A 21,525-nucleotide genomic window follows, 5' to 3' on the forward strand; every position below is an offset into this window, starting at 1 on the left:
GCCTAGAGTGCCATGAAACCTCACCGCCGTATCTGCGCTATTGGTCGGTTGAGCTCCGTTGCCACAGTGCGTAGTGCACCTGGCCGGTCTTCTTCTCGCGGTGCAGGCGCCAGTTGCCCGGCAGTTGAAGGGTCGAAGGGGCCGCTTCGCTTTCGGTGTAGATCCAGGCCTGGTCGCGCAGCCACTGGTTCTGCTCCAGCAGGTTGCAGGTGTTGGCCAGCAGGTCCTGGTGGAACGGCGGGTCGAGGAACACCAGGTCGAACTGCTGCTTGGCCGGGCCTTGCAGGTAGCGCAGGGCGTCGGTCTGCAGGATCTGCCCGCGCGGGCAGCGCAGCAGTTCCAGGTTGTTCTTCAGGTTACCGATCGCTGCCGGGTTGCTGTCCAGCGCCACGGCATCCTCGGCGCCGCGGGACAATGCCTCGAGCACCAGGGCGCCGCTGCCGGTGAAGGCATCCAGCACCCGGGCGCCTTCGATATGAGGCGCCAGCCAGTTGAACAGGGTTTCGCGCACGCGGTCGGGCGTTGGCCGCAGGCCTTCGCCTTCCGGTACCGCCAGACGGCGGCTGCGCCATTCGCCGGCGATGATGCGCAGGTGACCCTGGCCCTTGCTTTGGCCCGATTGGGGGCGGGCGGGAGGGTTGGATCTAGGCATTAGTGCTCCGGTACGCCGAGCGCTTGCTCGGCAGGTTTGTCAGTGGGGGCTGGCAGCGGTTTCTGCTGCACGCTTGGGCCAACGGTGACGATCACCAGCTTGTCGGCTGCCAGGTGTTTGTTCATGGCTGTCTTGACCTGCTCGACCGTCAGCGCCTGGGACTGCTGCATGAAGTCCTCCAGCCAGGTCAGCGGCAGGTTGTAGAAGCCGATGGCGCCCAGTTGGCCGACGATGCTCGCATTGCTGGCGTTGGACAGCGGGAAGCTGCCGGCCAGTTCGCGCTTGGCGTCGTCCAGCTCTTGCTGGGTCGGACCGTTTTTCAGGTAATCGGCAAGAATATCCTCAACCAGCTTGAGCGTGCCTTCGCTGAGCTCGGCACGGGTCTGCAGATTGATCATGAACGGGCCGCGCACCTGCATCGGGCTGAATACCGAGTACACGCCATAGGTCAGGCCGCGTTTTTCCCGTACTTCACTCATCAAGCGCGTGCCGAAGGCGCCGCCGCCGAGAATCTGGTTGCCCAGCGACAGGGCTGGCCAGTCCGGGTCCTGGCGGTCGATGCCGAGCTCGGCGAGCATCAGGTGCGTCTGCTTGCTCGGGAAGTCGATGTGGGTGATGCCTGCCTTGGGCGCTACCGGTTGGGCCGGTGCCGCCAGTGCCGGGCCTTTCGGCAGGGCGGCGGATACCTGGGCGGCAACGGCTTCGGCTTCCTCGCGGCTGAGGTCGCCGACCAGGGCGATCACGGCGTTGCCGGCAGCATAGGCCTTGGCGTGGAAGGCGCGCAGTTGTTCCAGGGTGATGCCCGGGATGCTCTCGGCAGTGCCATCGCTGGGCTGGCCGTAGGGGTGGTCGCCGTAGAGCTTGGCGAACAGGGCCTTGCCGCCGATCTTGCCGGGGTTCTGCTTTTCATACTCGAAGCCGGCCAGCAGCTGGTTCTTGATGCGTTTGAGCGCGTCTTCCGGGAAGGTCGGCTGGCCGGCCACCTCGGCGAACAGCTTGAGCGCGGGCTCGCGTTTGTCCTTGGCGCTCAGGCTGCGCAGCGAGGCCACGGCCATGTCGCGGTAGGACCCGTTGCCAAAGTCCGCGCCGAGGCCCTCGAAGCCTTCGGCAATGGCGGTCACATCCTTGCCGGCCACGCCCTCGTTGAGCATGGCGTTGGTCAGGCTGGCCAGGCCGGGCGTCTTGCCGTCCTGGCTGCTGCCTGCGGCGAAGGTCACGCGCAGGTCGAACATCGGCAGCTCGCGGGCCTCGACGAACAGCACCCGGGCGCCTTCGGCGGTGGTCCAGTTCTGGATGTTCAGCTGACGCCGGCTCGGTGCCTTGCCGTCCAGTTCGGCCAGCGATTGCAGGGTGTTGGCCGAGCGTGCGGCGCTGCTGTCGGCCTCGGAGTGAGCCGGGCGCGCCAGGACGGCGGCCACTGCCACCACCAGCGCGATGATGCCCGCGCCGATCAGGGTGTAACGTGGTGCGCTGCGATCACTCATGAGCGGACTCCTCGGGCAGTACATGGGCAACGCTCAGGCGTTCGCGGGTGAAGTAGGTGCGTGCAGCGTTCTGGATATCCTCGGGGGTGACGCGCTTGAGTTCGTCCAGCTCGCTGTCGATCAACTTCCAGGACAGGCCAACGGTTTCCAGCTGGCCAATGGTCGTGGCCTGGCTGCTGATCGAGTCACGGTCGTAGACCAGGCCGGCAATCACCTGGGCGCGCACGCGCTCCAGCTCTTCGGCGCTGGGCGGGGCGGTCTTGAGTTCGTCGAGCAGCTGCCAGACGCCTTTTTCCACATCGGCCAGGGTTTTCTGCTTCTGCACGTTCGGCGTGGCCGAGATCAGGAACAGGCTGTCGCCGCGGGTAAAGGCGTTGTAGCTGGACGAGGCGCCGGCCACCAGTTCTTGACCACGTTCCAGGCGCGCCGGCAGGCGGGCGCTGTAGCCGCCGTCGAGCAACGCCGAGATCAGCCGCAGGGCGTGCACGGTGCGTGGATCCTTGGCAGTGGCCAGGCCAGGCACGTTGAAGCCGTAGATCAGGCTCGGCAGTTGGGTGCGCACGTGCAGGGTCAGCTGGCGCCGGCCGGGTTCGGCCAGCTCCAGTGGCAGCTTGGCCGGTGGCACGCTGCGCTTGGGGATGGCGCCGAAGTACTTCTGTGCCAGGCCCTTGACCTCATCGGCGGTGACATCGCCGACCACCACCAGGGTGGCATTGTTCGGTGCGTACCAGGACTCGTACCATTGGCGCAGCTCCTCGACCTTCATGCGTTCGAGGTCAGCCATCCAGCCGATGGTCGGTGTGTGGTAACCACTGGCCGGGTAGGCCATGGCGCGGAACAGCTCGAAGGCTTTGGAACTGGGCTGATCGTCGGTGCGCAGGCGGCGCTCTTCCTTGATCACTTCGATTTCGCGGGCGAACTCGTCAGCCGGCAGGCGCAGGCTGGCCAGGCGGTCGGCCTCCAGCTCGAAGGCCACCGGCAGGCGGTCACGGGCCAGGACCTGGTAGTAGGCGGTGTAGTCGTCGCTGGTAAAGGCGTTCTCTTCCGCGCCAAGGTCACGCAGGATGCGTGAGGCCTCGCCGGGGCCGATCTTGGCGCTACCCTTGAACATCATGTGCTCGAGCGCGTGGGACAAGCCGGTCTGGCCCGGCGTCTCGTAGCTGGAGCCGACTTTGTACCAGATCTGCGAAACCACCACCGGCGCGCGGTGATCCTCTCGCACGACCACTTTGAGGCCGTTGTCGAGGATGAACTCGTGGGTGGGTTGCACATCAGCGGCGAAAGCCATGAGTGGCAGGCAGAGCGTGCTGAACAGCAGGCCAGCGGCGCGGCGGGCTAGAGCATTCATAAGGTGTTTAACCTGTTCGGCGGCCCGCAGGGTTTAGCGTCGGCGGGCCAGGAGGTGCTAGGATACTGATCCGGTTGCCTGGCGACCATGCCTGTCGCCGTTCTGGCCCCCAGGCCCATTTAGACAAAACATTGCGCATGAACCAGCCGGATTCAAAATAGTCTGTTCTGCGTTTAGAGAATTCCCGATGCGCCACTGCTGGCCCATCGCTACCCTGAGATAGCCGTCTTCCATGTTTGGTTCCAACGACGACAAAAAAGCGCCGGCCGAGGCTGGCGAGAAAAAAGGCCTGTTCAGCTGGTTTCGCAAGAAGCCGCAGCAACCTGTCGCCGAACAGCCACAAACGCCTGAAGCTCAAGCTGCCGAGCCGGTAGCCGCGCAGCCCACCGTCGAGCTGCCAGAAGCCGCTCCGGCAGCGCCGACGGTTGCCGAAGCCCCTGCTGCCCCTGCTGCTCCTGAGGCGCCGCGCACAGTGCAGTATGCGCCGATAGCGGCCCCTGAGCCTGTGCCAGTCACTGTCCCTGCGCCAGCCGCCATTCCTGAGCCTGTACACCAGGCCCCTGTGGAAGCGGGCTTGCCCGCGAATGCGGAGCCTGCCCCAGCACAGGTCGAAAGCCCGACGCCGGTCGTTGCAGCCCCTGAAATCCCGGTTGCTCGCCCCGTTGAGCCGCCCGTCAGCAACCTGGTTCTGCCCGTTGCCGAAGAGCCTGTCGCCCTGGTCCCGGACCTCGAGCCCAAGGCTCCGCCAGCGATTCCTGAGCGCCCGGCGCCAGAGCCCGTCGCTACCGTAGCTGCGGCCCCGGCAGTCGTAGAGCCTGTAGTCGCGGCTCCAGCCGTCATCGAGCCTGATCCGGCCCCGCTGGTCGCTGCCCCTGCCGCCACCGAACAGTCCAAGCCCGGCTTCTTCGCCCGCCTCAAGCAAGGCCTGTCGAAGACCAGCGCCAGTATCGGCGAGGGCATGGCCAGCCTGTTCCTGGGCAAGAAGGTCATCGATGACGACCTGCTCGACGAGATCGAAACCCGCCTGCTGACCGCCGATGTCGGCGTGGAAGCCACCTCGGCCATCGTCCAGAACCTGACCCAGAAGGTCGCCCGCAAGCAGCTCGCCGATGCCGACGCCCTGTACAAGTCGCTGCAGGAAGAACTGGCCGCGCTGCTGCGCCCGGTCGAGCAGCCGCTGAAGGTCGAAGCGCAGAACAAGCCTTACGTGATCCTCGTGGTCGGTGTGAACGGCGCCGGCAAGACCACCACCATCGGCAAGCTGGCCAAGAAACTGCAGCTCGAAGGCAAGAAGGTCATGCTGGCCGCTGGCGACACCTTCCGTGCCGCCGCTGTCGAGCAGCTGCAAGTGTGGGGCGAGCGCAACCAGATCCCGGTGATCGCCCAGCACACCGGTGCCGACTCCGCCTCGGTGATCTTCGACGCCGTACAAGCCGCCAAGGCCCGTGGCGTCGATGTGCTGATCGCCGACACTGCCGGCCGCCTGCACACCAAGGACAACCTGATGGAAGAGCTGAAAAAGGTCCGTCGGGTCATTGGCAAGCTCGATGCCGAGGCACCGCATGAGGTGTTGCTGGTGCTTGACGCCGGGACCGGACAGAACGCCATCAGCCAGGCCAAGTACTTCAACCAGAGCGTCGAACTGACCGGCCTGGCCCTGACCAAGCTGGACGGCACTGCCAAGGGTGGGGTGATCTTCGCCCTGGCCAAGCAGTTCAACATCCCGATCCGCTTCATCGGTGTCGGTGAGGGTATCGACGACCTGCGCACCTTCGAAGCCGAGCCGTTCGTCAAGGCTCTGTTCGCCGAGCGAGAGCACCCATGATCCGATTCGAACAGGTTGCCAAGCGCTATCCCAACGGCCATGTCGGCTTGCATGAGCTGAGTTTCCGGGCGCGCCGGGGCGAATTCCTGTTCGTCACCGGCCATTCCGGCGCCGGCAAGAGCACCTTGCTGCGCCTGCTGCTGGCCATGGAACGCCCGACCAGCGGTAAGTTGCTGCTGGCGGGGCAGGACCTGGGGCAGATCAGCAATGCACAGATCCCGTTCCTGCGCCGACAGATCGGGGTGGTGTTCCAGAACCATCAGCTGCTGTTCGACCGCACGGTGTTCAACAACATCGCCTTGCCGCTGCAGATTCTCGGCCTGTCCAAGGCCGAGATCACCAAGCGGGTGGATTCGGCGCTGGAGCGTGTATCGCTGGTCGACAAGGGCGACCTGTTCCCGGCCGACCTGTCCACCGGCCAGCAGCAGCGGGTCGGTATCGCCCGGGCCATCGTCCACCAGCCAGCCTTGCTGCTGGCCGACGAACCCACCGGTAACCTTGACCCGCGCCTGGCCGCGGAAATCATGGGCGTGTTCGAAGACATCAACCGCCTGGGTACCACGGTTTTGATTGCCAGCCACGACCTGGCACTGATCGCGCGCATGCGCCACCGCATGCTGACCTTGCAGCGCGGCCGTCTGATCGGCGATGGGGAGGCCGGGCAATGAGCAATGCACGTACACCGAAGGTTTCCGAACGGGTCGCACCGAAACCTGCCGATCCGCAGCCCGCGAAGAACAAGCGCGGCGAACATGACGATGATGGCCCGGACTTCCGCACCCTGTTGCACGCCTGGCTGGAAAGCCACCGTGCCAGCCTGGCCGACAGCCTGCGCCGGCTGGGCAAGCAGCCGATCGGCAGCTTTTTCACCTGCCTGGTCATGGCGGTAGCCTTGAGCATGCCCATGGGGCTGTCGCTGCTGCTGAAGAACGTCGAGAAGCTCGGCGGCTCCTGGCAGCGTGCGGCGCAAATCTCGCTGTACCTGAAGCTCGATGCGGGCAGCAAGGAAGGCGAGGCCCTGCGCGACGAGATCAAAGGCATGCCGGGCGTGGCAGATGCCCAGTACGTCAGCCGCGAGCAGGCGCTCGAAGAATTCCAGCAGCAATCCGGGCTGGGTGAGGCATTGCGCGAACTCCCCGACAACCCGCTGCCCGGCGTGGTGGTGGTAACCCCGAGCGAAGTCGACAAGCCGGCGCTCGAGGCGCTGCGTCAACGCCTGGCCGAGCTGCCGCGCGTCGAGAATGCACAGCTTGACCTGGTATGGGTCGAGCGCCTGGCGGCGATTCTCAAACTGGGCGACCGGTTCGTGTTCGGCCTGGCGGTCATGCTGATTTCGGCCTTGCTGTTAGTAATCGGTAACACAATTCGTCTACATATTGAAAACCGTCGCGTCGAGATCGAGGTGATCAAGCTGGTAGGCGGCACCGACAGCTATGTACGCCGGCCTTTCCTGTACATGGGGGCCTTGTACGGGCTGGGTGCGGGCATGCTGGCCTGGGGGATTCTGGCGTTTGGCCTGAACTGGCTGAACGAGGCCGTGGTAGGGCTGTCCGGGCTGTATGACAGCGACTTCGCCCTGGGCGGAGTGCCAGCATCCGATGGTCTGTCGCTCTTGATCGGGGCGGTGCTGTTGGGGTATATCGGTGCATGGATCGCGGTGGCCCGTCACTTGAACGAGTTGGCACCACGATAGTTTTTTCGTGCCAGCATTGACATTTTTTTCATTTTGGAACTTGTACCGTCGTTCCGGGTCAATGTTGGCAGCGCTCACAAGGCGCGAGTCTAGTAAGTCGGAGGTTCTTGAATGACCACATCGTTGCAACCTGCCTATGCCCTGGTACCTGGTGCGAACCTGGAAGCCTATGTGCACACGGTCAACAGCATCCCGCTGCTGACTGTCGAGCAGGAGCGTGATCTGGCCGAGCGTCTCTACTATGAGCAGGATCTTGAGGCCGCTCGGCAAATGGTGATGGCCCACCTGCGTTTCGTCGTACATATCGCCCGTAGCTATGCAGGCTACGGCCTGGCCCAGGCCGACCTGATCCAGGAAGGCAACGTTGGCCTGATGAAAGCGGTCAAGCGCTTCAACCCGGAAATGGGTGTGCGCCTGGTGTCCTTCGCAGTGCACTGGATCAAGGCCGAGATTCACGAGTTCATCCTGCGCAACTGGCGTATCGTCAAAGTGGCCACCACCAAGGCCCAGCGCAAGCTGTTCTTCAATCTGCGCAGCCAGAAGAAACGCCTGGCCTGGTTGAACAATGACGAAGTGCATCGCGTGGCGGAAAGCCTTGGCGTCGAGCCACGTGAAGTGCGCGAGATGGAAAGCCGCCTGAGTGGCCAGGACATGGCCTTCGACCCGGCAGCCGAAGCGGACGATGACAGCGCCTTCCAGTCGCCTGCGCATTACCTGGAAGACCACCGTTACGACCCGGCCGTGCAGCTGGAAGACGCGGACTGGAGTGACAACTCCACCAGCAACCTGCATGAAGCACTGCAGGGCCTGGATGAGCGTAGCCGTGACATCCTCTACCAGCGCTGGCTGGCGGAAGAAAAGGCAACGCTGCATGAGCTGGCGGACAAGTACAGTGTTTCGGCTGAGCGTATTCGCCAGCTGGAGAAGAATGCGATGAACAAGGTCAAGGCATTGATCGCGGTCTGACCGCTGCCTGGCTGTACTGAGAAGCCGCTGGCCCATGTGGGGTCGGCGGCTTTTTTGTATTGGCTTTACTGGCCCTATCGCCGGCAAGCCGGCTCCCACAGGGACACCACTTACTGTCAGGCAGTGGGATACCTGTGGGAGCCGGCTTGCCGGCGATAGGGCCAGAACAGTCAGTAAATCAGCTCAAGGCCTGCGCGAAGCATCCAGTTGCATCAGGTAACCAGGCCCGCCCAGCTGGCTCATCTGCCGGCGAATCCAGCCCGCGCGGCTCGCTACATAGGCGCTCGGCCGGCTGGCACTCCACTTGATCGGGCTTGGCAGCACGGCCGCCAGTTGTGCCGCCTGTTGCCGATTCAGCCGGCTTGCATCGATACCGAAGTGGTACTGCGCCGCCGCCTGGGCACCGAATACGCCTTTGCCCCATTCCGCACTGTTCAGGTAGACCTCAAGGATGCGCTCCTTCGACCAGAACAGCTCGATCAGCGCCGTGAACCAGGCCTCCAGCCCCTTGCGCAACCAGCTGCGCCCGGACCACAGGAACAGGTTCTTGGCCACCTGCTGGGTCAGCGTACTGGCGCCGCGAATGCTGCGGCCGCGTTCGTTGTAGGCCAGCGCCGCCTGGATGGCCGGGATATCGAAGCCCCAGTGCGTGGCGAACTTCTGGTCTTCACCGGCAATGACCGCGACCTTGAGCTCGTCGGAGATATTCTCCCAAGGCTCCCAGTCGCGCTGCAGGTCGATGGGCTCGCCACTCACCCACGATTGCACCTTGCGCTCGACCATCAATGCCGTGCCAGGTGGCGGCACCCAGCGAAACACCAGCACCAGTACGATGCTGCCGGCAGCGAACCAGAGCAGGGCGCGGGCGAAGCGGCGGATGATCGATGAAAGCATGGCGATGGCTTGGCCGGACCGGTGGAAGGGGCCATTATACAGACCCGATCCAAGGAGTCGTCCCATGCTTCGCAGCTTCCTGATGCTCGCCGCCTTTTTCGGTTTTACCGGTGTCGCCCTGGGCGCGTTCGCCGCCCACGGCCTGAAAAACCGGCTGACAGCGGAGTACCTGGCAATCTTTCACACCGGTGTGACCTACCAGTTGGTGCATGCCCTGGCGATCTTCGGTGTGGCTGTACTGGCGGCGCACTTGCCAGGACGTCTGGTAGGCTGGGCCGGCGGCCTGTTCGCCCTGGGCATCGTGCTGTTTTCCGGCAGCCTGTACCTGCTGACCCTCAGCGGGCTGGGCAAGCTGGGCATCATCACCCCCATTGGCGGCCTGTGCTTGCTCGCCGGTTGGCTGTGCCTGGGCCTGGCGGCCTGGCGCCTGGGCTGACCAAACGGTCCACAATCGCGACTAATGGCTCCCGTCGCCCTTGGGTAAAGGTGTTGTTCGGCGCTAGAATGCGGGCCCCAAAGAACGATGGTGGCCGTGCGCATGCGCATTCAACTGAACGGTGAACCTTACGAAGTACCCGCTGGCGAAAGCGTCGCGGCCCTGCTGACGCGTCTGGAGCTGACTGGGCGCCGGGTGGCGGTGGAACTCAACCTGGATATCGTGCCGCGTAGCCAGCACGACAGCACGCAGCTGAACGAAGGCGACCAGGTCGAAGTGGTCCACGCCATCGGTGGCGGTTGATTCCGCCGGCGATTCACCTGCAAGCCCAGCAACCTTTTCCCGAGGAACAACGATGAGCAACGTTCGTAGCGACAAGCCCTTCACCCTGGCCGGGCGTACTTTCCAGTCGCGCCTGCTGGTCGGCACCGGCAAGTACCGTGACATGGAAGAAACCCGCCTGGCCATCGAGGCCTCGGGTGCCGAAATCGTCACCGTCGCCGTGCGCCGCACCAACCTCGGCCAGAACCCAGGCGAGCCGAACCTGCTCGACGTGTTGCCGCCGGACCGCTACACCATCCTGCCGAACACTGCTGGCTGCTATGACGCGGTCGAAGCCGTGCGCACCTGCCGCCTGGCCCGTGAGCTGCTCGATGGCCACAACCTGGTCAAGCTGGAAGTCCTGGCCGACCAGAAAACCCTGTTCCCCAACGTGATCGAAACCCTCAAGGCCGCCGAAGTGCTGGTCAAGGACGGTTTCGACGTGATGGTCTACACCAGCGATGACCCGATCATTGCCCGTCAGCTGGCCGAAGCCGGCTGCATTGCGGTGATGCCGCTGGCCGGCCTGATCGGCACCGGCCTGGGTATCTGCAACCCGTACAACCTGCAGATCATCCTGGAAGAATCCAAGGTGCCGGTACTGGTGGACGCCGGTGTAGGTACCGCCTCCGACGCCACCATCGCCATGGAAATGGGCTGCGAAGCCGTGCTGATGAACTCGGCCATCGCTCACGCCCAGCAGCCGGTGCTGATGGCCGAGGCCATGAAGCACGCCATCGTGGCTGGCCGCATGGCCTACCTGGCCGGGCGCATGCCGAAGAAACTCTATGCCAGCGCCTCTTCGCCGCTGGATGGTCTGATCAAGTAAGAGCCCCCGATGACTGAACCGCAAGATACGCCGACCACCCCTGACGGCGAAGCGCGCCCCCACCGTCGCATCAAGAGTTTCGTGATGCGCGCCGGGCGCATGACCGAAGGCCAGCAACGCGGCCTGGATCAGGGCGGCCCGCTGTACATCCTGCCGCTGGCCGACAGCCCGGTGGACTACGACCAGGTGTTTGGCCGTTCGGCGCCGCGCACCCTGGAGATCGGTTTCGGCATGGGCCATTCCCTGCTGGAAATGGCCGCTGCCGCGCCGGAGCTGGACTTCATCGGTGTGGAAGTGCACCGTCCGGGAGTTGGCGCACTGCTCAACGGCGTGCTGACCCAGGGCCTGAAGAACCTGCGGGTGTATGACTGCGACGCTATCGAAGTGCTCAACCGCTGCGTGGCCGACAACAGCCTCGACCGTTTGATGCTGTTCTTCCCTGACCCGTGGCACAAAGCTCGCCATCACAAGCGCCGCATCGTGCAGCTCGAGTTCGCCGAGCTGGTACGCCGCAAGCTCAAACCGGGTGGCGTGTTCCACATGGCGACCGACTGGGAGCCGTATGCCGAGTACATGCTGGAAGTGATGAGTGCTGCACCGGGCTACCGTAACCAGGCGGCGGATGGGGCTTATGTGCCGCGTCCCGAAGAGCGACCGATCACCAAGTTCGAGCGCCGTGGTGAGCGCTTGGGGCATGGGGTTTGGGATCTGAAGTTCGAGAAGGTGGATTGAGAGGCTGAGTTGGCCTTTGGATGTGCTGGTCTCTGCAGAACTGCAGGCAAAAAAAACCGCTCTGAGAAGAGCGGTTTTTTTATGTGAGCGATAGGACTGAGTATCCTTCGCTCGGGGCTTCACCGAAAACACTCACACAGTCAATGGATCATAGGCAGCCCCGCAGGGTGCGTCAATGATCTGAAAGATCCAGCATCATATGTGTCGGAGCGGTTAACAGCTTTGGCCGTACATCCCAAGTATCATCGCGTTGCTCCTGTGTGGATGAATTCGATGATGGGCCGGGTAGGAGAAGAATTCTGCTTTCCGGCCCCTTCGACATGGCCTGAGAACCGTGCCGGTTGCTGATTTCGAAGGGCCATTAACCTGGCCACTTCACCGAGAACACTCATACAGTTTTCGAAGGCATCGAAGAACCGGTTAGATGCTGGAAGATTGGCCCGCCAACACGGAGGCCAAGGCATATGAAGCGTTTGCTTGATGCGCTGAGCCGCGTTTGGAAGCTTATCCGGATCTTGTTTGTACTCAAGACCGCGAGGGATTTCATGCGTGATCACTTCGATGATGCCCAGTAAGGGCTAGTCAGGTGATAGAGCTGCCCTGGTTTTCCGGGGCAGCTTTTAGGGCCATCACCCCCGCCGATCAGCCACCACGCCAATCAACACCAGCACCACCAACAGCACCGGCGCCAACGCATAGTTGTTGAACTGGCTCAGCCCCTTCACCACCCAGGGCGTGGCATAGATCAGCGCCGCGCCACTGCCGATCATCACCAGCAGCGCCATGAATGGCACACGCAGGGCGCCTGCCAGGCCACCCAGGCGTTGTTCCACCCAGGCCTTGAGATCGGTGCCGAACAGCACCAGCAGGCAGCCTACCAGGGCCAGGGAAATCTCCGACAGGTTGCTACGGCTCCAGCGGGAAACCGTGGCCAGCAGGTCAAGTACCAGATCCATGGGTCATCCTTAGGTCAAGAAATACTGCAGCAAGTCATTGAGGAACAGCTGGCCGCGCGGCGTGGCCATCAACCGATCCGGTTCGACCTGCAAAAGGCCCTTTTGTTCGGCGGCGCGGCGTGCCTCGGCCAGTTGCGCCAGGGGCAACCCGGTACGTTGGGTGAACAGCTCGGCTTCCACGCCATCGGTGAGGCGCAGCGCGTTCATCAGGAACTCGAACGGCAATTCATCGACCGGTAGCAGCTTCTCGCCGGCCTTGAAGGGCTTGGCAAGGTTCAGGTAGTCCTTCGGCAGGCGGGTCTTCCAGGTACGCAGGATGCGGCCATCGGCGAAGGTCAGCTTGCCGTGGGCCCCGGCACCAATGCCGATGAAATCGCCAAATTGCCAGTAGTTCAGGTTGTGCCGTGCCGGGCGGCCGGGCTGGGCGTAGGCCGACACTTCGTACTGCTTGAAGCCATGCTCGGCCATCAGGGTTTGGCCAGCTTCCTGGATGTCCCAGAGGATGTCGTCTTCCGGCAGCTCCGGCGGCTGGTTCCAGAACACCGTGTTCGGTTCCACGGTCAGCTGGTACCACGACAGGTGCGTAGGCCCCAGGTCGATGGCCTGGCGCAGGTCGCCGAGGGCGTCTTCCAGCGACTGGTCCGGCAGGCCGTGCATCAGGTCTATGTTGAAGTTGTCGAAGCCGGCGGCGCGGGCCATGGCCGCTGCGCGGACCGCTTCGTCGCCATTGTGGATGCGGCCCAGGGCCTGCAGTTTGGCGGGCTGGAAACTCTGCACACCGATGGACAGGCGATTGATGCCCGTTTGCCGGTAGGCCTTGAATTTCTCCTGCTCGAAGGTGCCGGGGTTGGCTTCCAGCGTGATCTCGATGTCCGGGGCGAACGGGATGCGTTGCTCCACGCCACGCAGCAAGCGGCCCAGGGCATTGGCGCTGAACAGGCTGGGCGTGCCGCCGCCGAAGAAGATCGACGAAATCGGTCGGCCCTGAACGGCAGCCAGCTCCTGGTCGAGGTCGGTCAGAAGGGCGTCGACATACGCCTCTTCCGGCAGCTCAGGGCCGGCGGCGTGGGAGTTGAAGTCGCAGTAAGGGCATTTGCGCACGCACCACGGAATGTGGATATACAGCGCCAGGGGCGGCAGCGTGGTGAAAGCCACCACGTCTGGTTGGGACAGCGTTGCGATCATGCCAGGCCCAGACGTTGACGCAGCAGGGCCATGGCGCGGGCGCGGTGGCTGAGCTGGTTCTTATCCAACGGGGCGAGGTCGGCGCTCGAGCAGTTGCGCTCCGGCACCCAGAACAGCGGGTCGTAACCGAAGCCATGCTCACCGCTGGCTTCGAACAGGATGCGCCCTTGCCACAGGCCTTCGCAGAGAATCGGCAACGGATCATCGGCATGCCGCACCAGGGCCAGGACGCAGACGAACTGGGCGCCGCGCTGATCTTCCGGCACATCCTTGAGCGCTTCGAGCAGCTTGGCGTTGTTTGCCGCGTCACCCTTGCCGTCGGCATAGCGCGCCGAATAGATGCCTGGCGCGCCGCCTAGGAAATCCACCGCCAGGCCCGAATCGTCGGCCAGCGCCGGCAAGCCAGAAATGCGGGCCGCATTGCGGGCCTTGAGGATGGCGTTCTCGACGAACGACAAGCCGGTTTCTTCAGGCTCGACCTGACTGAACTCACCGATCGAGCGCAACTGCACCGACTGGCCGAGCATGGCCTGGAGTTCCTTGAGTTTGCCGGCGTTATGGCTGGCCAATACGAGTTGCTGGAAATTCATCATTCGCCTGGGAACACTTCCTGGTTGAAGCTGAGAGAATTGCTGGTACCGCCGGTTTCGATATTCAGATCGAAGGTGACGGTTTCTGGCTGGTCGATCTTGAACTGGGCGATGTAGTACACAGCGCCCTGTTCAGTGATTTGCTTGAACGACAGCGGGCTGCTGCGTCCGGTCAGGTCCTTGACCGTGCCGCTGACCACCGCCATCGCCGGTTTGTCGGCCTTGAGCACGGCAATATTGAGCACGCCCTGGTTCTTGCTGCGGACAAGGCCGGTGGCCGTTGCCACCTCTGGCGTGAGCATGCTTGAAGTGAAGGCACTGTAGTGCACCGTCACGTCGCCAAACACTTCCTTGCGCTCGGGCCTGGCGGCATCGGCAGCCAGTACTGGCAGGGCCAGGCACAGGCTGATCAGGAACAGGGCTAGACGACGCATGGTGCGATTCCTCCGGTGGGCGTCAGACCGCGAGCTGGTGCTCCTGCAGGCCAGGGCTGCTGACGCGATAAATGCCGATTTCACCTAGAAGATTAGGCCAAAGCCGGCCACCCCACCCGTTCCGGTGCAAGTGGTCGACGGCCAGGCGGTCGAGCACCTTGGCGTGGCGCTCATGGCACAGCTCTTCGAAGTCGGCGAAGGTGCAGAAGTGGATGTTCGGCGTGTTGTACCAGGTATACGGCATGAAGTCCGACACCGGCATGCGGCCCTTGGTCGCCAGGTACCAACGGCAGCGCCAGTGGCCGAAGTTAGGGAAGGTGATGATGCACTGACGGCCCACCCGCAGCATCTCGTCGAGAATGCGGTCGGGGTACTCTACGGCCTGCAGGGCCTGGGTCATGATCACCACGTCGAAGCTGTTGCTGGCGAAGTTGCCCAAGCCCTTGTCGAGGTCTTGCTCGATGACGTTGACGCCCTTGGCCACGCAGGCGGCGATGTTGTCGGCGTCGATTTCCAGGCCGTAGCCGGTGACTTGCTTGCGATCACGCAGCGAAGCCAGCAGCTCGCCACTGCCGCAGCCCAGGTCGAGTACCCGGCTGCCGGCGGGAATCCAGTCGTGGATGATTTCCAGATCGGCTCTCATGCTGTCCTCAGATGGCGATGCGGTTCATGTAGTTCGAGAAACCCTGCATGTAGCGAGGCGTCGGGATCAGGAAGGCATCGTGCCCATAAGGCGAGTCGATCTCCAGATAACAGACGTTCTTGCGCGCAGCCATCAGAGCGTCGACGATCTCGCGCGAGCGGGCCGGCGAGAAGCGCCAGTCGGTGGTGAACGACATGATGCAGTAGTTTGCCGTGACGTCGGCCAGGGTGGCCGCCAGATCACCGCCATGGGCCGCAGCCGGGTCGAAGTAGTCCAGGGCCTTGGTCATCAGCAGGTAAGTGTTGGCGTCGAAGCGTCCGGAGAATTCTTCGCCCTGGTAGCGCAGGTAGCTCTCGACCTGGAACTCGACGCTGTGGAAGTCGTAGTTGAGCTTGTCGCTCTTGAGCTCACGGCCGAATTTCTCGCCCATCGAATCGTCGGACAGGTAAGTGATGTGGCCGACCATGCGCGCCAGCATCAGGCCGCGCTTTGGAATCACGCCCTGGTCCTGGAACGAGCCGCCATGGAACTCCGGATCGGTAAGGATGGCCTGGCGCGCCACTTCGTTGAAGGCGATGTTCTGTGCCGACAACTTGGGGGCCGAGGCGATGTCGACGCAATGGCGCACGCGGTCAGGGTAAGTGATGGTCCATTGCAGCGCCTGCATGCCACCGAGGCTGCCACCGACCACGGCGGCCCATTGCTGGATGCCCAGGCGGTCGGCCAGGCGCACCTGGCTGTGCACCCAGTCTTCCACGGTCAGTACCGGGAAGTCGGCGCCATAGGGCTTGCCGGTGGCCGGGTTGACACTGCTCGGGCCGGTGCTGCCATTGCAGCCGCCGAGGTTGTTCAGGCTGACCACGAAGAAGCGGTTGGTGTCGATCGGTTTGCCAGGGCCGATGCAGCTGTCCCACCAGCCCGGCTTGCGGTCGGTGGTGGCATGGTAGCCCGCGGCATGGTGGTGGCCGGACAGGGCATGGCAGATCAGTACGGCATTGCTGGCGCTGGCGTTTAGGCTGCCATAGGTCTCGTAGACCAGCTCGTAGCTGGTCAGGGAGCGGCCACAAGCCAGGGCCAGCGGTTCTTCGAACCGGGCAATTTGCGGTGTAACCAGACCGACGGAATCTTCGGGAAGGACAGTGGACATCGACCCTGCTCACGCTTGACGGAGGCGTAAGTCTAAAGAGCGCTACCCCCAGCGGCAAGCAATGGCTTGCCGCCAGGTGCACGCGGGGTCAGATCATCCGCCACAGTTCCTGTGGCATGCCGGCGTAGGTGGCCAGCGGAGGCATGACGAAGGATTGGATCACCTGAATCGCCAGGAAGGCGAAGATCGGCGAGATGTCCATACCGCCCAGGTTCGGCATGATGCGGCGGAACGGTGCCAGCACCGGTTCGCTGATCTGGTAGGCCAGTTCCGCTGCCGGGTTGTGGCTGTTCGGCGCGACCCAGGAGACGATCACCATGACGATCATCGCCACCCAGAAGATCTTCAGGAACAGCGAGGTGATGCCGATGATCGCCCACATCAGCAGGTGCAGTACATCACCAAAGGTGCCGTAGGTCACCATCAGCACGAAGCCCATCAGCAGGGCCTGGATGACGACAGACAGCAACAGCGACGAAGTGTCCAGGCCGCCGACGCTGGGGATGATCCGGCGGATCGGCTTGAGCAGCGGCTGGGTGGCGCGCACGGCGAACTGGCACAGCGGGTTGTAGAAGTTGGCTTTGACCAGCTGCAAGACAAAGCGCAGCAGAACGATCACCAGGTAAAGGCTGACCAGGGTTTGCACCACGAAGATCGCGGCGCCTGACAGTGCATTCATCAAGAACTCCTTATTTGCCCAATTGCTCGGCCAGCTCGGCGGAACGCTTGGCCGCAGCCTCCAGTGCCTGCTCGACGATGGCCTCGAAAGCGTTGCCCTGGAACGACTTGATTGCCGCCTCGGTGGTACCGGCCGGCGAGGTGACGCGGCGGCGCAGCTCGGCAGCGTCGACGTCGCTGGCCACTGCCATGTGCGCAGCGCCCAAGGCCGTCTGCAGGGTCAGTTGCGAAGCGGTTTCGCGCGGCAGGCCGAGTTTTTCGCCGGCAGCGGTCATGGCTTCGATCAGCAGGAAGAAATAGGCCGGGCCGCTGCCGGAAACGGCGGTGACGGCATCGAGCTGATGTTCCTGCTCCAACCACAGGGCGGTGCCGACAGCCGAAAGCAGCTGTTCGGCCTGCTCGCGCTGCTCGCTGGATACTTCGGCTGTTGCATACAAGCCGCTGACGCCCTGGCGCAGCAGGGCCGGGGTGTTGGGCATGCAGCGCACCACCGGGCGGGCACCGAGCCAGGCTTGCAGGCTGGCGCAGGTGATGCCGGCGGCAATGGAGACGATCAGCTGGCCATCTTGCAGCGTGGGCTGCAAGGCCTGGCAGACGGCTTTCATCACCTGTGGCTTGACCGCCAGGACGATTACGTCGGCATTGGCGATGGCGCTGGCATTGTCTTCGAAGGTTTCAATTCCATGTTCGGCCTGCACCCGGGCGCGGGTTTCGGCGCCCGGGTCGCTGGCGCGGATCTGCGATGCGTCCAGGCCTTGGGCACGCAGACCGCCGATCAGGCTGGCGGCCATGTTGCCGGCGCCGATAAAGGCAATACGTGTCTTGCTCATGTCAGGTCCTTGAGGGAAAGAGTGAGTAAAGCATGGAATCAGACAGGGTCGCTGGCAGGGTAACTGCGTGCGCCGAACAGGGCGGTGCCGATGCGTACCCAGGTCGCACCTTGCGCAATGGCCGCCTCGAGGTCGTGGCTCATGCCCATGGACAAGGTGTCCAGGCCCAGGCCCAGGCGCTCCTGCAGCTGGCGCAGGCTGGCAAAGGCCGCCTCCTGTTCGGCGCGGTCTTCGGTCGGCTCGGGGATCGCCATCAACCCACGCAGGCGCAGGTTGGGCAGCGTAGCCACGGCATTGGCCAGTGCTGGCAGGTCGGCCGGGGCACAGCCCGACTTGCTGTCTTCGCCGCTGACATTCACCTGCAGGCAGATGTTCAGCGGGGGCAGGCCTGCGGGGCGCTGTTCGGACAGGCGTTGGGCGATCTTCAGGCGGTCCACGGAATGTACCCAGTCGAAATGTTCGGCAATCGCTTTGGTCTTGTTCGACTGAATGGGGCCGATGAAGTGCCAGATCAAGGGCAGGTCGCGCAGTTCGCCCTGTTTGCTCAGCGCCTCCTGTAGGTAGTTCTCGCCCACATCGCGCACGCCTGCCGCATGGATTTCGCGGATCGCGCTGGCCGGTTTGGTCTTGCTCACCGCCAGCAACTGGATGCTGGCCGGGTCGCGTCCGACGGCCCGGGCTGCGCTATCGATGCGCTCGGCGAGGGCGGAAAGGTTGTCTGCTATGGTGGACATGGATCGATGCCGTCGGCTTTGGGTTCTGCGGCATTCTACCTGCTTGATGGCCTTTGGGGAGTCTCATGGACGTGACCGACCTGCTGGCCCGGGCTGTGGAGGCAGGGGCGAGCGACCTGCACCTGGCCGCGGGCGAAATACCGATGCTGCGCCTGGATGGCGAGTTGCATCGGCTGGATCTGCCTTGCGTGCAGCCTGCGACCCTTGACGATGGGCTGGCGCCGTTGCTTGGCGAGGGCCAGCGGCAACGCTGGCAGCAGGGGGATGAACTGGACCTGGCCCTGGAGCTTCCGTTACTCGGGCGCTTTCGTCTGAACCTGTTTCGCCAGCTGAATGGCCCCGCAGCGACCTTCCGCCTGATTCCCAAGCGCATCGCGACACTCGATGAACTGGCGCTGGAAGAAGTGTATCGAGCTATTGCGCAGCATACCGCTGGCCTGATCCTGATCGGGGGGCCAACCGGTAGCGGTAAATCCAGCACCTTGGCGGCCCTGATCGATCAGCTCAATCGCGAGCGGTGCGTGCACATCATCACCCTGGAAGACCCTGTCGAAGTTATCCACAGTGGCCAGCGCAGCCTGGTCAGCCAACGGGAGATCGGCCGGCACTGCCGTGACTTCTCCCAGGGGTTGCGCAGTGCGCTGCGTCAGGACCCGGATGTGATCGTGATTGGCGAATTGCGAGACCTGGAGACGATTCGTCTGGCGCTGCGTGCCGCGGAAACGGGGCATCTGGTGCTGGCGACGGTGCATACGCGCTCGGCGGTGAGCAGCATCGACCGGCTGGTGGAGGTATTTGCCGCAGAGGAAAAGCCCTTGGTGCGGGCGATGTTGGCCGAGTCGCTGCGCGTGGTGGTGGCGCAGGTACTGCTCAAGCGGGCAGGCGGCGGTCGGGTGGCTGCAAGGGAGGTGCTGGTGGCGACGGCGGCGGTGCGCAACCTGATTCGCGAGGGGCGCATGGCCCAGTTGTGCTCGGTGATGCAGACGGGGGCGGCGGAGGGGATGCGGACGATGGAGGGGGCGATGCATCGCCTGAAGATCAATGGGTTGATCGAGTCTGCATGAGGGCTTCTGGCCCTATCGTCGGCAAGCCGGCTCCCACAGGTGCATCACAGGCTTCGAAAGCTGTGCTGTACCTGTGGGAGCCGGCTTGCCGGCGATAGGGCCAGAGCAGGCAGAAGCGATCAGCGCTTGGCCAGGGCCAGCTGCTGCTGTTCCTTCGGCAACACCCGCTTGGCGACAACATAGTGCTTCTGCCAGTAAGGCTTGCTCAGGTTGTCGATGCTCACCCGCTTGCCGCGACGCGGTGCGTGGATGAAGCGGTCGTTGCCCAGGTAGATGGCAACGTGGTTGACCCGACGGCTCTTGATATTGAAGAAGATCAAGTCACCTGGCTTGAGGTCGCTTTTTGCCACTTTCACGCCGTGGCCTTGAGCCATGGCGTTGGAAGTGCGCGGCAGGTCGACGTCAGCCACGTCGTTGAAGGCGTATTTGACCAGCCCGCTGCAGTCAAAGCCCCTTTTAGGGCTGCTGCCACCCCATACGTACGGCGTGCCGAGCACATTGACGGCACGGCTGAGCACGTCGCTGCTCTGCTTGGGCGACATCGCGGCTACGGCTGGCAGGTTCTGGTCCTTGGCCGAAGCGTTCTGACGTGCGCGCAGCGTCGTCTGTTTGACCGGGGCATGCTTCACCGCACTGTTGCTGGTGTAACCGGTGAAACCGTTGGGAAGACGTTGCTCACGGTTGGTGGCGTGGGCGGCCAGGGGCAATAATAGGCAGAGGGTCAGCCATGTCTTGAACAAAGGCGGCATAGATGAAGCTCTTTATGAATGTTTTATGTGTGTGTTGGCGGGCAACTTTATAACAGCTTTTTGATCAATTTTTGATCCGTTGGTCGATTGTCATGGTGCCATGCGTCGGCCAGCAGCGGAAAAGTCACATTTTTTTTTAGAAAATTTTTGGATAACCCAAGAGGGCTACGAATGAACAGTTATCAACAAGGAACGCCGTATCACGACACGCACAGCAAGGTGATCGGGTATCTGCTCTGGATTTTCGGCTTTACCGGTTCGCACCGCTTCTACTACGGCAAGCCCATCACCGGCACGATCTGGTTCTTCACGTTGGGACTGCTGGGCATCGGCTGGCTGATCGACCTGTTCCTGATTCCGTCGATGGACCGCGAGGCCGACATGCGCTTCCAGTCCGGGCGCATCGACTACAACATCGCCTGGCTGCTGTTGACCTTCCTCGGCATATTTGGCGTACACCGGCTGTACCAGGGCAAATGGATCAGCGCGATCATCTACTTCTTCACCGGCGGATTGTTCCTGGTGGGGGTGCTGTATGACTTCTGGACGCTGAACGGCCAGGTTTCCCAGGTCAACGCCGAGCGTCGCTGAGGCAGAAAAAAGGCCTTGTCGCATCGCGCGGCAAGGCCTTTTTCATTACTGGCGGGTTTGCCGCTGTTGCAGCAGCAGGTTGCTGAAACCTGCCCCTGCCAACTGCTTCTGCGCCCCGGTCAGCTGTTCACGGTTGCTGAACGGGCCGACCAGCACGCGGTACCAGGTTTCATCCTTGACCGTCCCCGACTCGACCTTGACGGCCTGGCCCAGCAGGATGATCTGTGCGCGCACCTTGTCGGCATCCGCCTGCTTGCGGAACGAGCCCGCCTGGAGGAAGAACTGTGTGGTCGCTGCCGGCTTGATGACGGGCGGCGCCGGAGGTGGCGTCTGCCCCAGCAATGCGGCCTGGGCGCGCGCCGTGTCGATCTTGGCGGCTTCCGCTGGGGTGACCGGGGTCACCGGCTGTGCCGGCACCGGTGGTGTCTTCTCGGGTACGGCCTCCGGCGGCACGATGACCTCGGACTCCGGCAGCAGCGTGTAGAAGTCGTACTTGGGCTTCACTGGCTGCTGCGGCGTGGCAGCGGTGGACTTGCCAGCCTCGGCCACCTTCTCCGGCTTCTGTTGCTCGGGCTTGGCGCGCTTGATGTCGCCACCACCAGGCTCGAGCTTCATCAGGAAGACGATGAAGGCGCCCACGGTCAGGCCGACCGCCAACCATACCCAGCCGGGAATCGGCTGTTTGGCCGGTGCCTGGGTGCGGCTGGCGCCGCGCTTGGGTGCTGGTTTTTTCTTGGCAGCCAA

25 protein-coding genes are annotated in these 21,525 nt (G+C 63.3%); 10 read left to right on the top strand and 15 right to left on the bottom strand.

What is annotated here, in order from left to right:
- Positions 1-37: 37 nt before the first annotated feature.
- The 3 genes from rsmD to ACIPZB_RS10700 are packed head-to-tail and all read right to left on the bottom strand — an operon-like array spanning position 38 to position 3,484.
- The gene (gene rsmD, locus ACIPZB_RS10690; RefSeq protein ID WP_400640184.1) at positions 38-652 is read right to left on the bottom strand and encodes a 16S rRNA (guanine(966)-N(2))-methyltransferase RsmD; all 615 of its coding nucleotides are present in this window, start codon (positions 650-652) and stop codon (positions 38-40) included.
- On the bottom strand, positions 652-2,136 hold the full coding sequence (locus ACIPZB_RS10695; protein WP_400640185.1) for a M16 family metallopeptidase: 1,485 nt from the start codon (positions 2,134-2,136) through the stop codon (positions 652-654). Before ACIPZB_RS10695 ends, rsmD begins: the two co-directional genes overlap by 1 nt.
- On the bottom strand, positions 2,129-3,484 hold the full coding sequence (locus ACIPZB_RS10700) for a M16 family metallopeptidase (protein WP_400640186.1): 1,356 nt from the start codon (positions 3,482-3,484) through the stop codon (positions 2,129-2,131). Before ACIPZB_RS10700 ends, ACIPZB_RS10695 begins: the two co-directional genes overlap by 8 nt.
- A gap of 232 nt (positions 3,485-3,716) precedes the next feature.
- Between ACIPZB_RS10700 and ftsY the strand changes: the two genes are divergently transcribed.
- The 4 genes from ftsY (at position 3,717) to rpoH (ending at position 7,968) form a co-directional block, all read left to right on the top strand.
- Positions 3,717-5,309 carry a signal recognition particle-docking protein FtsY gene (ftsY, locus tag ACIPZB_RS10705; protein WP_400640187.1) on the top strand — a complete coding sequence of 531 codons (1,593 nt, stop codon included), beginning with the start codon at positions 3,717-3,719 and terminating at the stop codon, positions 5,307-5,309.
- A complete protein-coding gene (gene ftsE / locus ACIPZB_RS10710) occupies positions 5,306-5,977 on the top strand; it encodes a cell division ATP-binding protein FtsE (RefSeq protein WP_008092954.1) in 672 nt (223 codons plus the stop codon). Before ftsY ends, ftsE begins: the two co-directional genes overlap by 4 nt.
- Positions 5,974-7,002 carry a permease-like cell division protein FtsX gene (ftsX, locus tag ACIPZB_RS10715; RefSeq protein WP_008092956.1) on the top strand — a complete coding sequence of 343 codons (1,029 nt, stop codon included), beginning with the start codon at positions 5,974-5,976 and terminating at the stop codon, positions 7,000-7,002. Before ftsE ends, ftsX begins: the two co-directional genes overlap by 4 nt.
- A 111-nt stretch (positions 7,003-7,113) precedes the next feature.
- A complete protein-coding gene (gene rpoH, locus ACIPZB_RS10720) occupies positions 7,114-7,968 on the top strand; it encodes an RNA polymerase sigma factor RpoH (RefSeq protein ID WP_008092958.1) in 855 nt (284 codons plus the stop codon).
- 183 nt (positions 7,969-8,151) lie between these two features.
- Here the strand turns inward: rpoH and mtgA are convergent, their stop codons facing one another.
- Positions 8,152-8,862 carry a monofunctional biosynthetic peptidoglycan transglycosylase gene (gene mtgA / locus ACIPZB_RS10725; RefSeq protein WP_400640188.1) on the bottom strand — a complete coding sequence of 237 codons (711 nt, stop codon included), beginning with the start codon at positions 8,860-8,862 and terminating at the stop codon, positions 8,152-8,154.
- A 64-nt stretch (positions 8,863-8,926) separates the two neighbouring features.
- Here mtgA and ACIPZB_RS10730 point away from each other — a divergent pair, with 64 nt between their 5' ends.
- The 4 genes from ACIPZB_RS10730 (at position 8,927) to trmB (ending at position 11,180) form a co-directional block, all read left to right on the top strand.
- Positions 8,927-9,298 (top strand): DUF423 domain-containing protein, encoded by a 372-nt coding sequence (locus tag ACIPZB_RS10730; RefSeq protein WP_400640189.1) that lies wholly within the window; start codon positions 8,927-8,929, stop codon positions 9,296-9,298.
- Between the two features lie 102 nt (positions 9,299-9,400).
- A complete protein-coding gene (thiS, locus tag ACIPZB_RS10735) occupies positions 9,401-9,601 on the top strand; it encodes a sulfur carrier protein ThiS (RefSeq protein WP_008092964.1) in 201 nt (66 codons plus the stop codon).
- Positions 9,602-9,653: 52 nt separating this feature from the next.
- Positions 9,654-10,448, top strand: coding sequence for a thiazole synthase (locus ACIPZB_RS10740; protein WP_008092966.1), 795 nt, complete (start codon positions 9,654-9,656; stop codon positions 10,446-10,448).
- 9 nt (positions 10,449-10,457) lie between these two features.
- Positions 10,458-11,180: a tRNA (guanosine(46)-N7)-methyltransferase TrmB gene (trmB, locus tag ACIPZB_RS10745; RefSeq protein ID WP_008092968.1), complete on the top strand. Its 723-nt coding sequence runs from the start codon at positions 10,458-10,460 to the stop codon at positions 11,178-11,180.
- Between the two features lie 629 nt (positions 11,181-11,809).
- Here trmB and ACIPZB_RS10750 read toward each other — a convergent pair.
- The 9 genes from ACIPZB_RS10750 to ACIPZB_RS10790 all read right to left on the bottom strand — a co-directional run bounded on the left by ACIPZB_RS10750 (position 11,810) and on the right by ACIPZB_RS10790 (position 18,377).
- Positions 11,810-12,136, bottom strand: coding sequence for a DUF3392 family protein (locus ACIPZB_RS10750; RefSeq protein WP_008092971.1), 327 nt, complete (start codon positions 12,134-12,136; stop codon positions 11,810-11,812).
- A gap of 9 nt (positions 12,137-12,145) precedes the next feature.
- Positions 12,146-13,321: a radical SAM family heme chaperone HemW gene (hemW, locus tag ACIPZB_RS10755; RefSeq protein WP_400640190.1), complete on the bottom strand. Its 1,176-nt coding sequence runs from the start codon at positions 13,319-13,321 to the stop codon at positions 12,146-12,148.
- Complete coding sequence (gene rdgB / locus ACIPZB_RS10760) at positions 13,318-13,914, bottom strand: RdgB/HAM1 family non-canonical purine NTP pyrophosphatase (RefSeq protein WP_043273294.1); 597 nt, start codon at positions 13,912-13,914, stop codon at positions 13,318-13,320. Before rdgB ends, hemW begins: the two co-directional genes overlap by 4 nt.
- Positions 13,911-14,345 carry a DUF4426 domain-containing protein gene (locus ACIPZB_RS10765; RefSeq protein WP_008092975.1) on the bottom strand — a complete coding sequence of 145 codons (435 nt, stop codon included), beginning with the start codon at positions 14,343-14,345 and terminating at the stop codon, positions 13,911-13,913. Before ACIPZB_RS10765 ends, rdgB begins: the two co-directional genes overlap by 4 nt.
- A 22-nt stretch (positions 14,346-14,367) precedes the next feature.
- Positions 14,368-14,988 (bottom strand): methionine biosynthesis protein MetW, encoded by a 621-nt coding sequence (gene metW / locus ACIPZB_RS10770; protein WP_008092977.1) that lies wholly within the window; start codon positions 14,986-14,988, stop codon positions 14,368-14,370.
- A 7-nt stretch (positions 14,989-14,995) separates the two neighbouring features.
- Complete coding sequence (locus ACIPZB_RS10775) at positions 14,996-16,135, bottom strand: homoserine O-acetyltransferase (protein ID WP_400640191.1); 1,140 nt, start codon at positions 16,133-16,135, stop codon at positions 14,996-14,998.
- 88 nt (positions 16,136-16,223) lie between these two features.
- A complete protein-coding gene (locus ACIPZB_RS10780; protein ID WP_008092981.1) occupies positions 16,224-16,814 on the bottom strand; it encodes a YggT family protein in 591 nt (196 codons plus the stop codon).
- Positions 16,815-16,824: 10 nt separating this feature from the next.
- A complete protein-coding gene (gene proC, locus ACIPZB_RS10785; protein WP_400640192.1) occupies positions 16,825-17,643 on the bottom strand; it encodes a pyrroline-5-carboxylate reductase in 819 nt (272 codons plus the stop codon).
- A gap of 38 nt (positions 17,644-17,681) precedes the next feature.
- Entirely contained in the window at positions 17,682-18,377 is a 696-nt protein-coding gene (locus ACIPZB_RS10790; protein ID WP_400640193.1) for a YggS family pyridoxal phosphate-dependent enzyme, read from the bottom strand.
- Positions 18,378-18,442: 65 nt separating this feature from the next.
- Between ACIPZB_RS10790 and ACIPZB_RS10795 the strand changes: the two genes are divergently transcribed.
- The gene (locus ACIPZB_RS10795) at positions 18,443-19,441 is read left to right on the top strand and encodes a type IV pilus twitching motility protein PilT (protein ID WP_400640194.1); all 999 of its coding nucleotides are present in this window, start codon (positions 18,443-18,445) and stop codon (positions 19,439-19,441) included.
- Positions 19,442-19,560: 119 nt separating this feature from the next.
- Here the strand turns inward: ACIPZB_RS10795 and ACIPZB_RS10800 are convergent, their stop codons facing one another.
- The gene (locus tag ACIPZB_RS10800; protein ID WP_400640195.1) at positions 19,561-20,190 is read right to left on the bottom strand and encodes a C40 family peptidase; all 630 of its coding nucleotides are present in this window, start codon (positions 20,188-20,190) and stop codon (positions 19,561-19,563) included.
- Between the two features lie 171 nt (positions 20,191-20,361).
- Here ACIPZB_RS10800 and ACIPZB_RS10805 point away from each other — a divergent pair, with 171 nt between their 5' ends.
- Positions 20,362-20,781 (top strand): NINE protein, encoded by a 420-nt coding sequence (locus ACIPZB_RS10805; RefSeq protein ID WP_400640196.1) that lies wholly within the window; start codon positions 20,362-20,364, stop codon positions 20,779-20,781.
- A 45-nt stretch (positions 20,782-20,826) separates the two neighbouring features.
- Here ACIPZB_RS10805 and ACIPZB_RS10810 read toward each other — a convergent pair whose 3' ends face one another.
- Positions 20,827-21,525, bottom strand: a complete 699-nt coding sequence (locus tag ACIPZB_RS10810; protein ID WP_008092993.1) for an SPOR domain-containing protein — start codon at positions 21,523-21,525, stop codon at positions 20,827-20,829.

This window comes from Pseudomonas sp. NPDC089396 (assembly GCF_044749545.1).
Lineage (GTDB): Bacteria > Pseudomonadota > Gammaproteobacteria > Pseudomonadales > Pseudomonadaceae > Aquipseudomonas.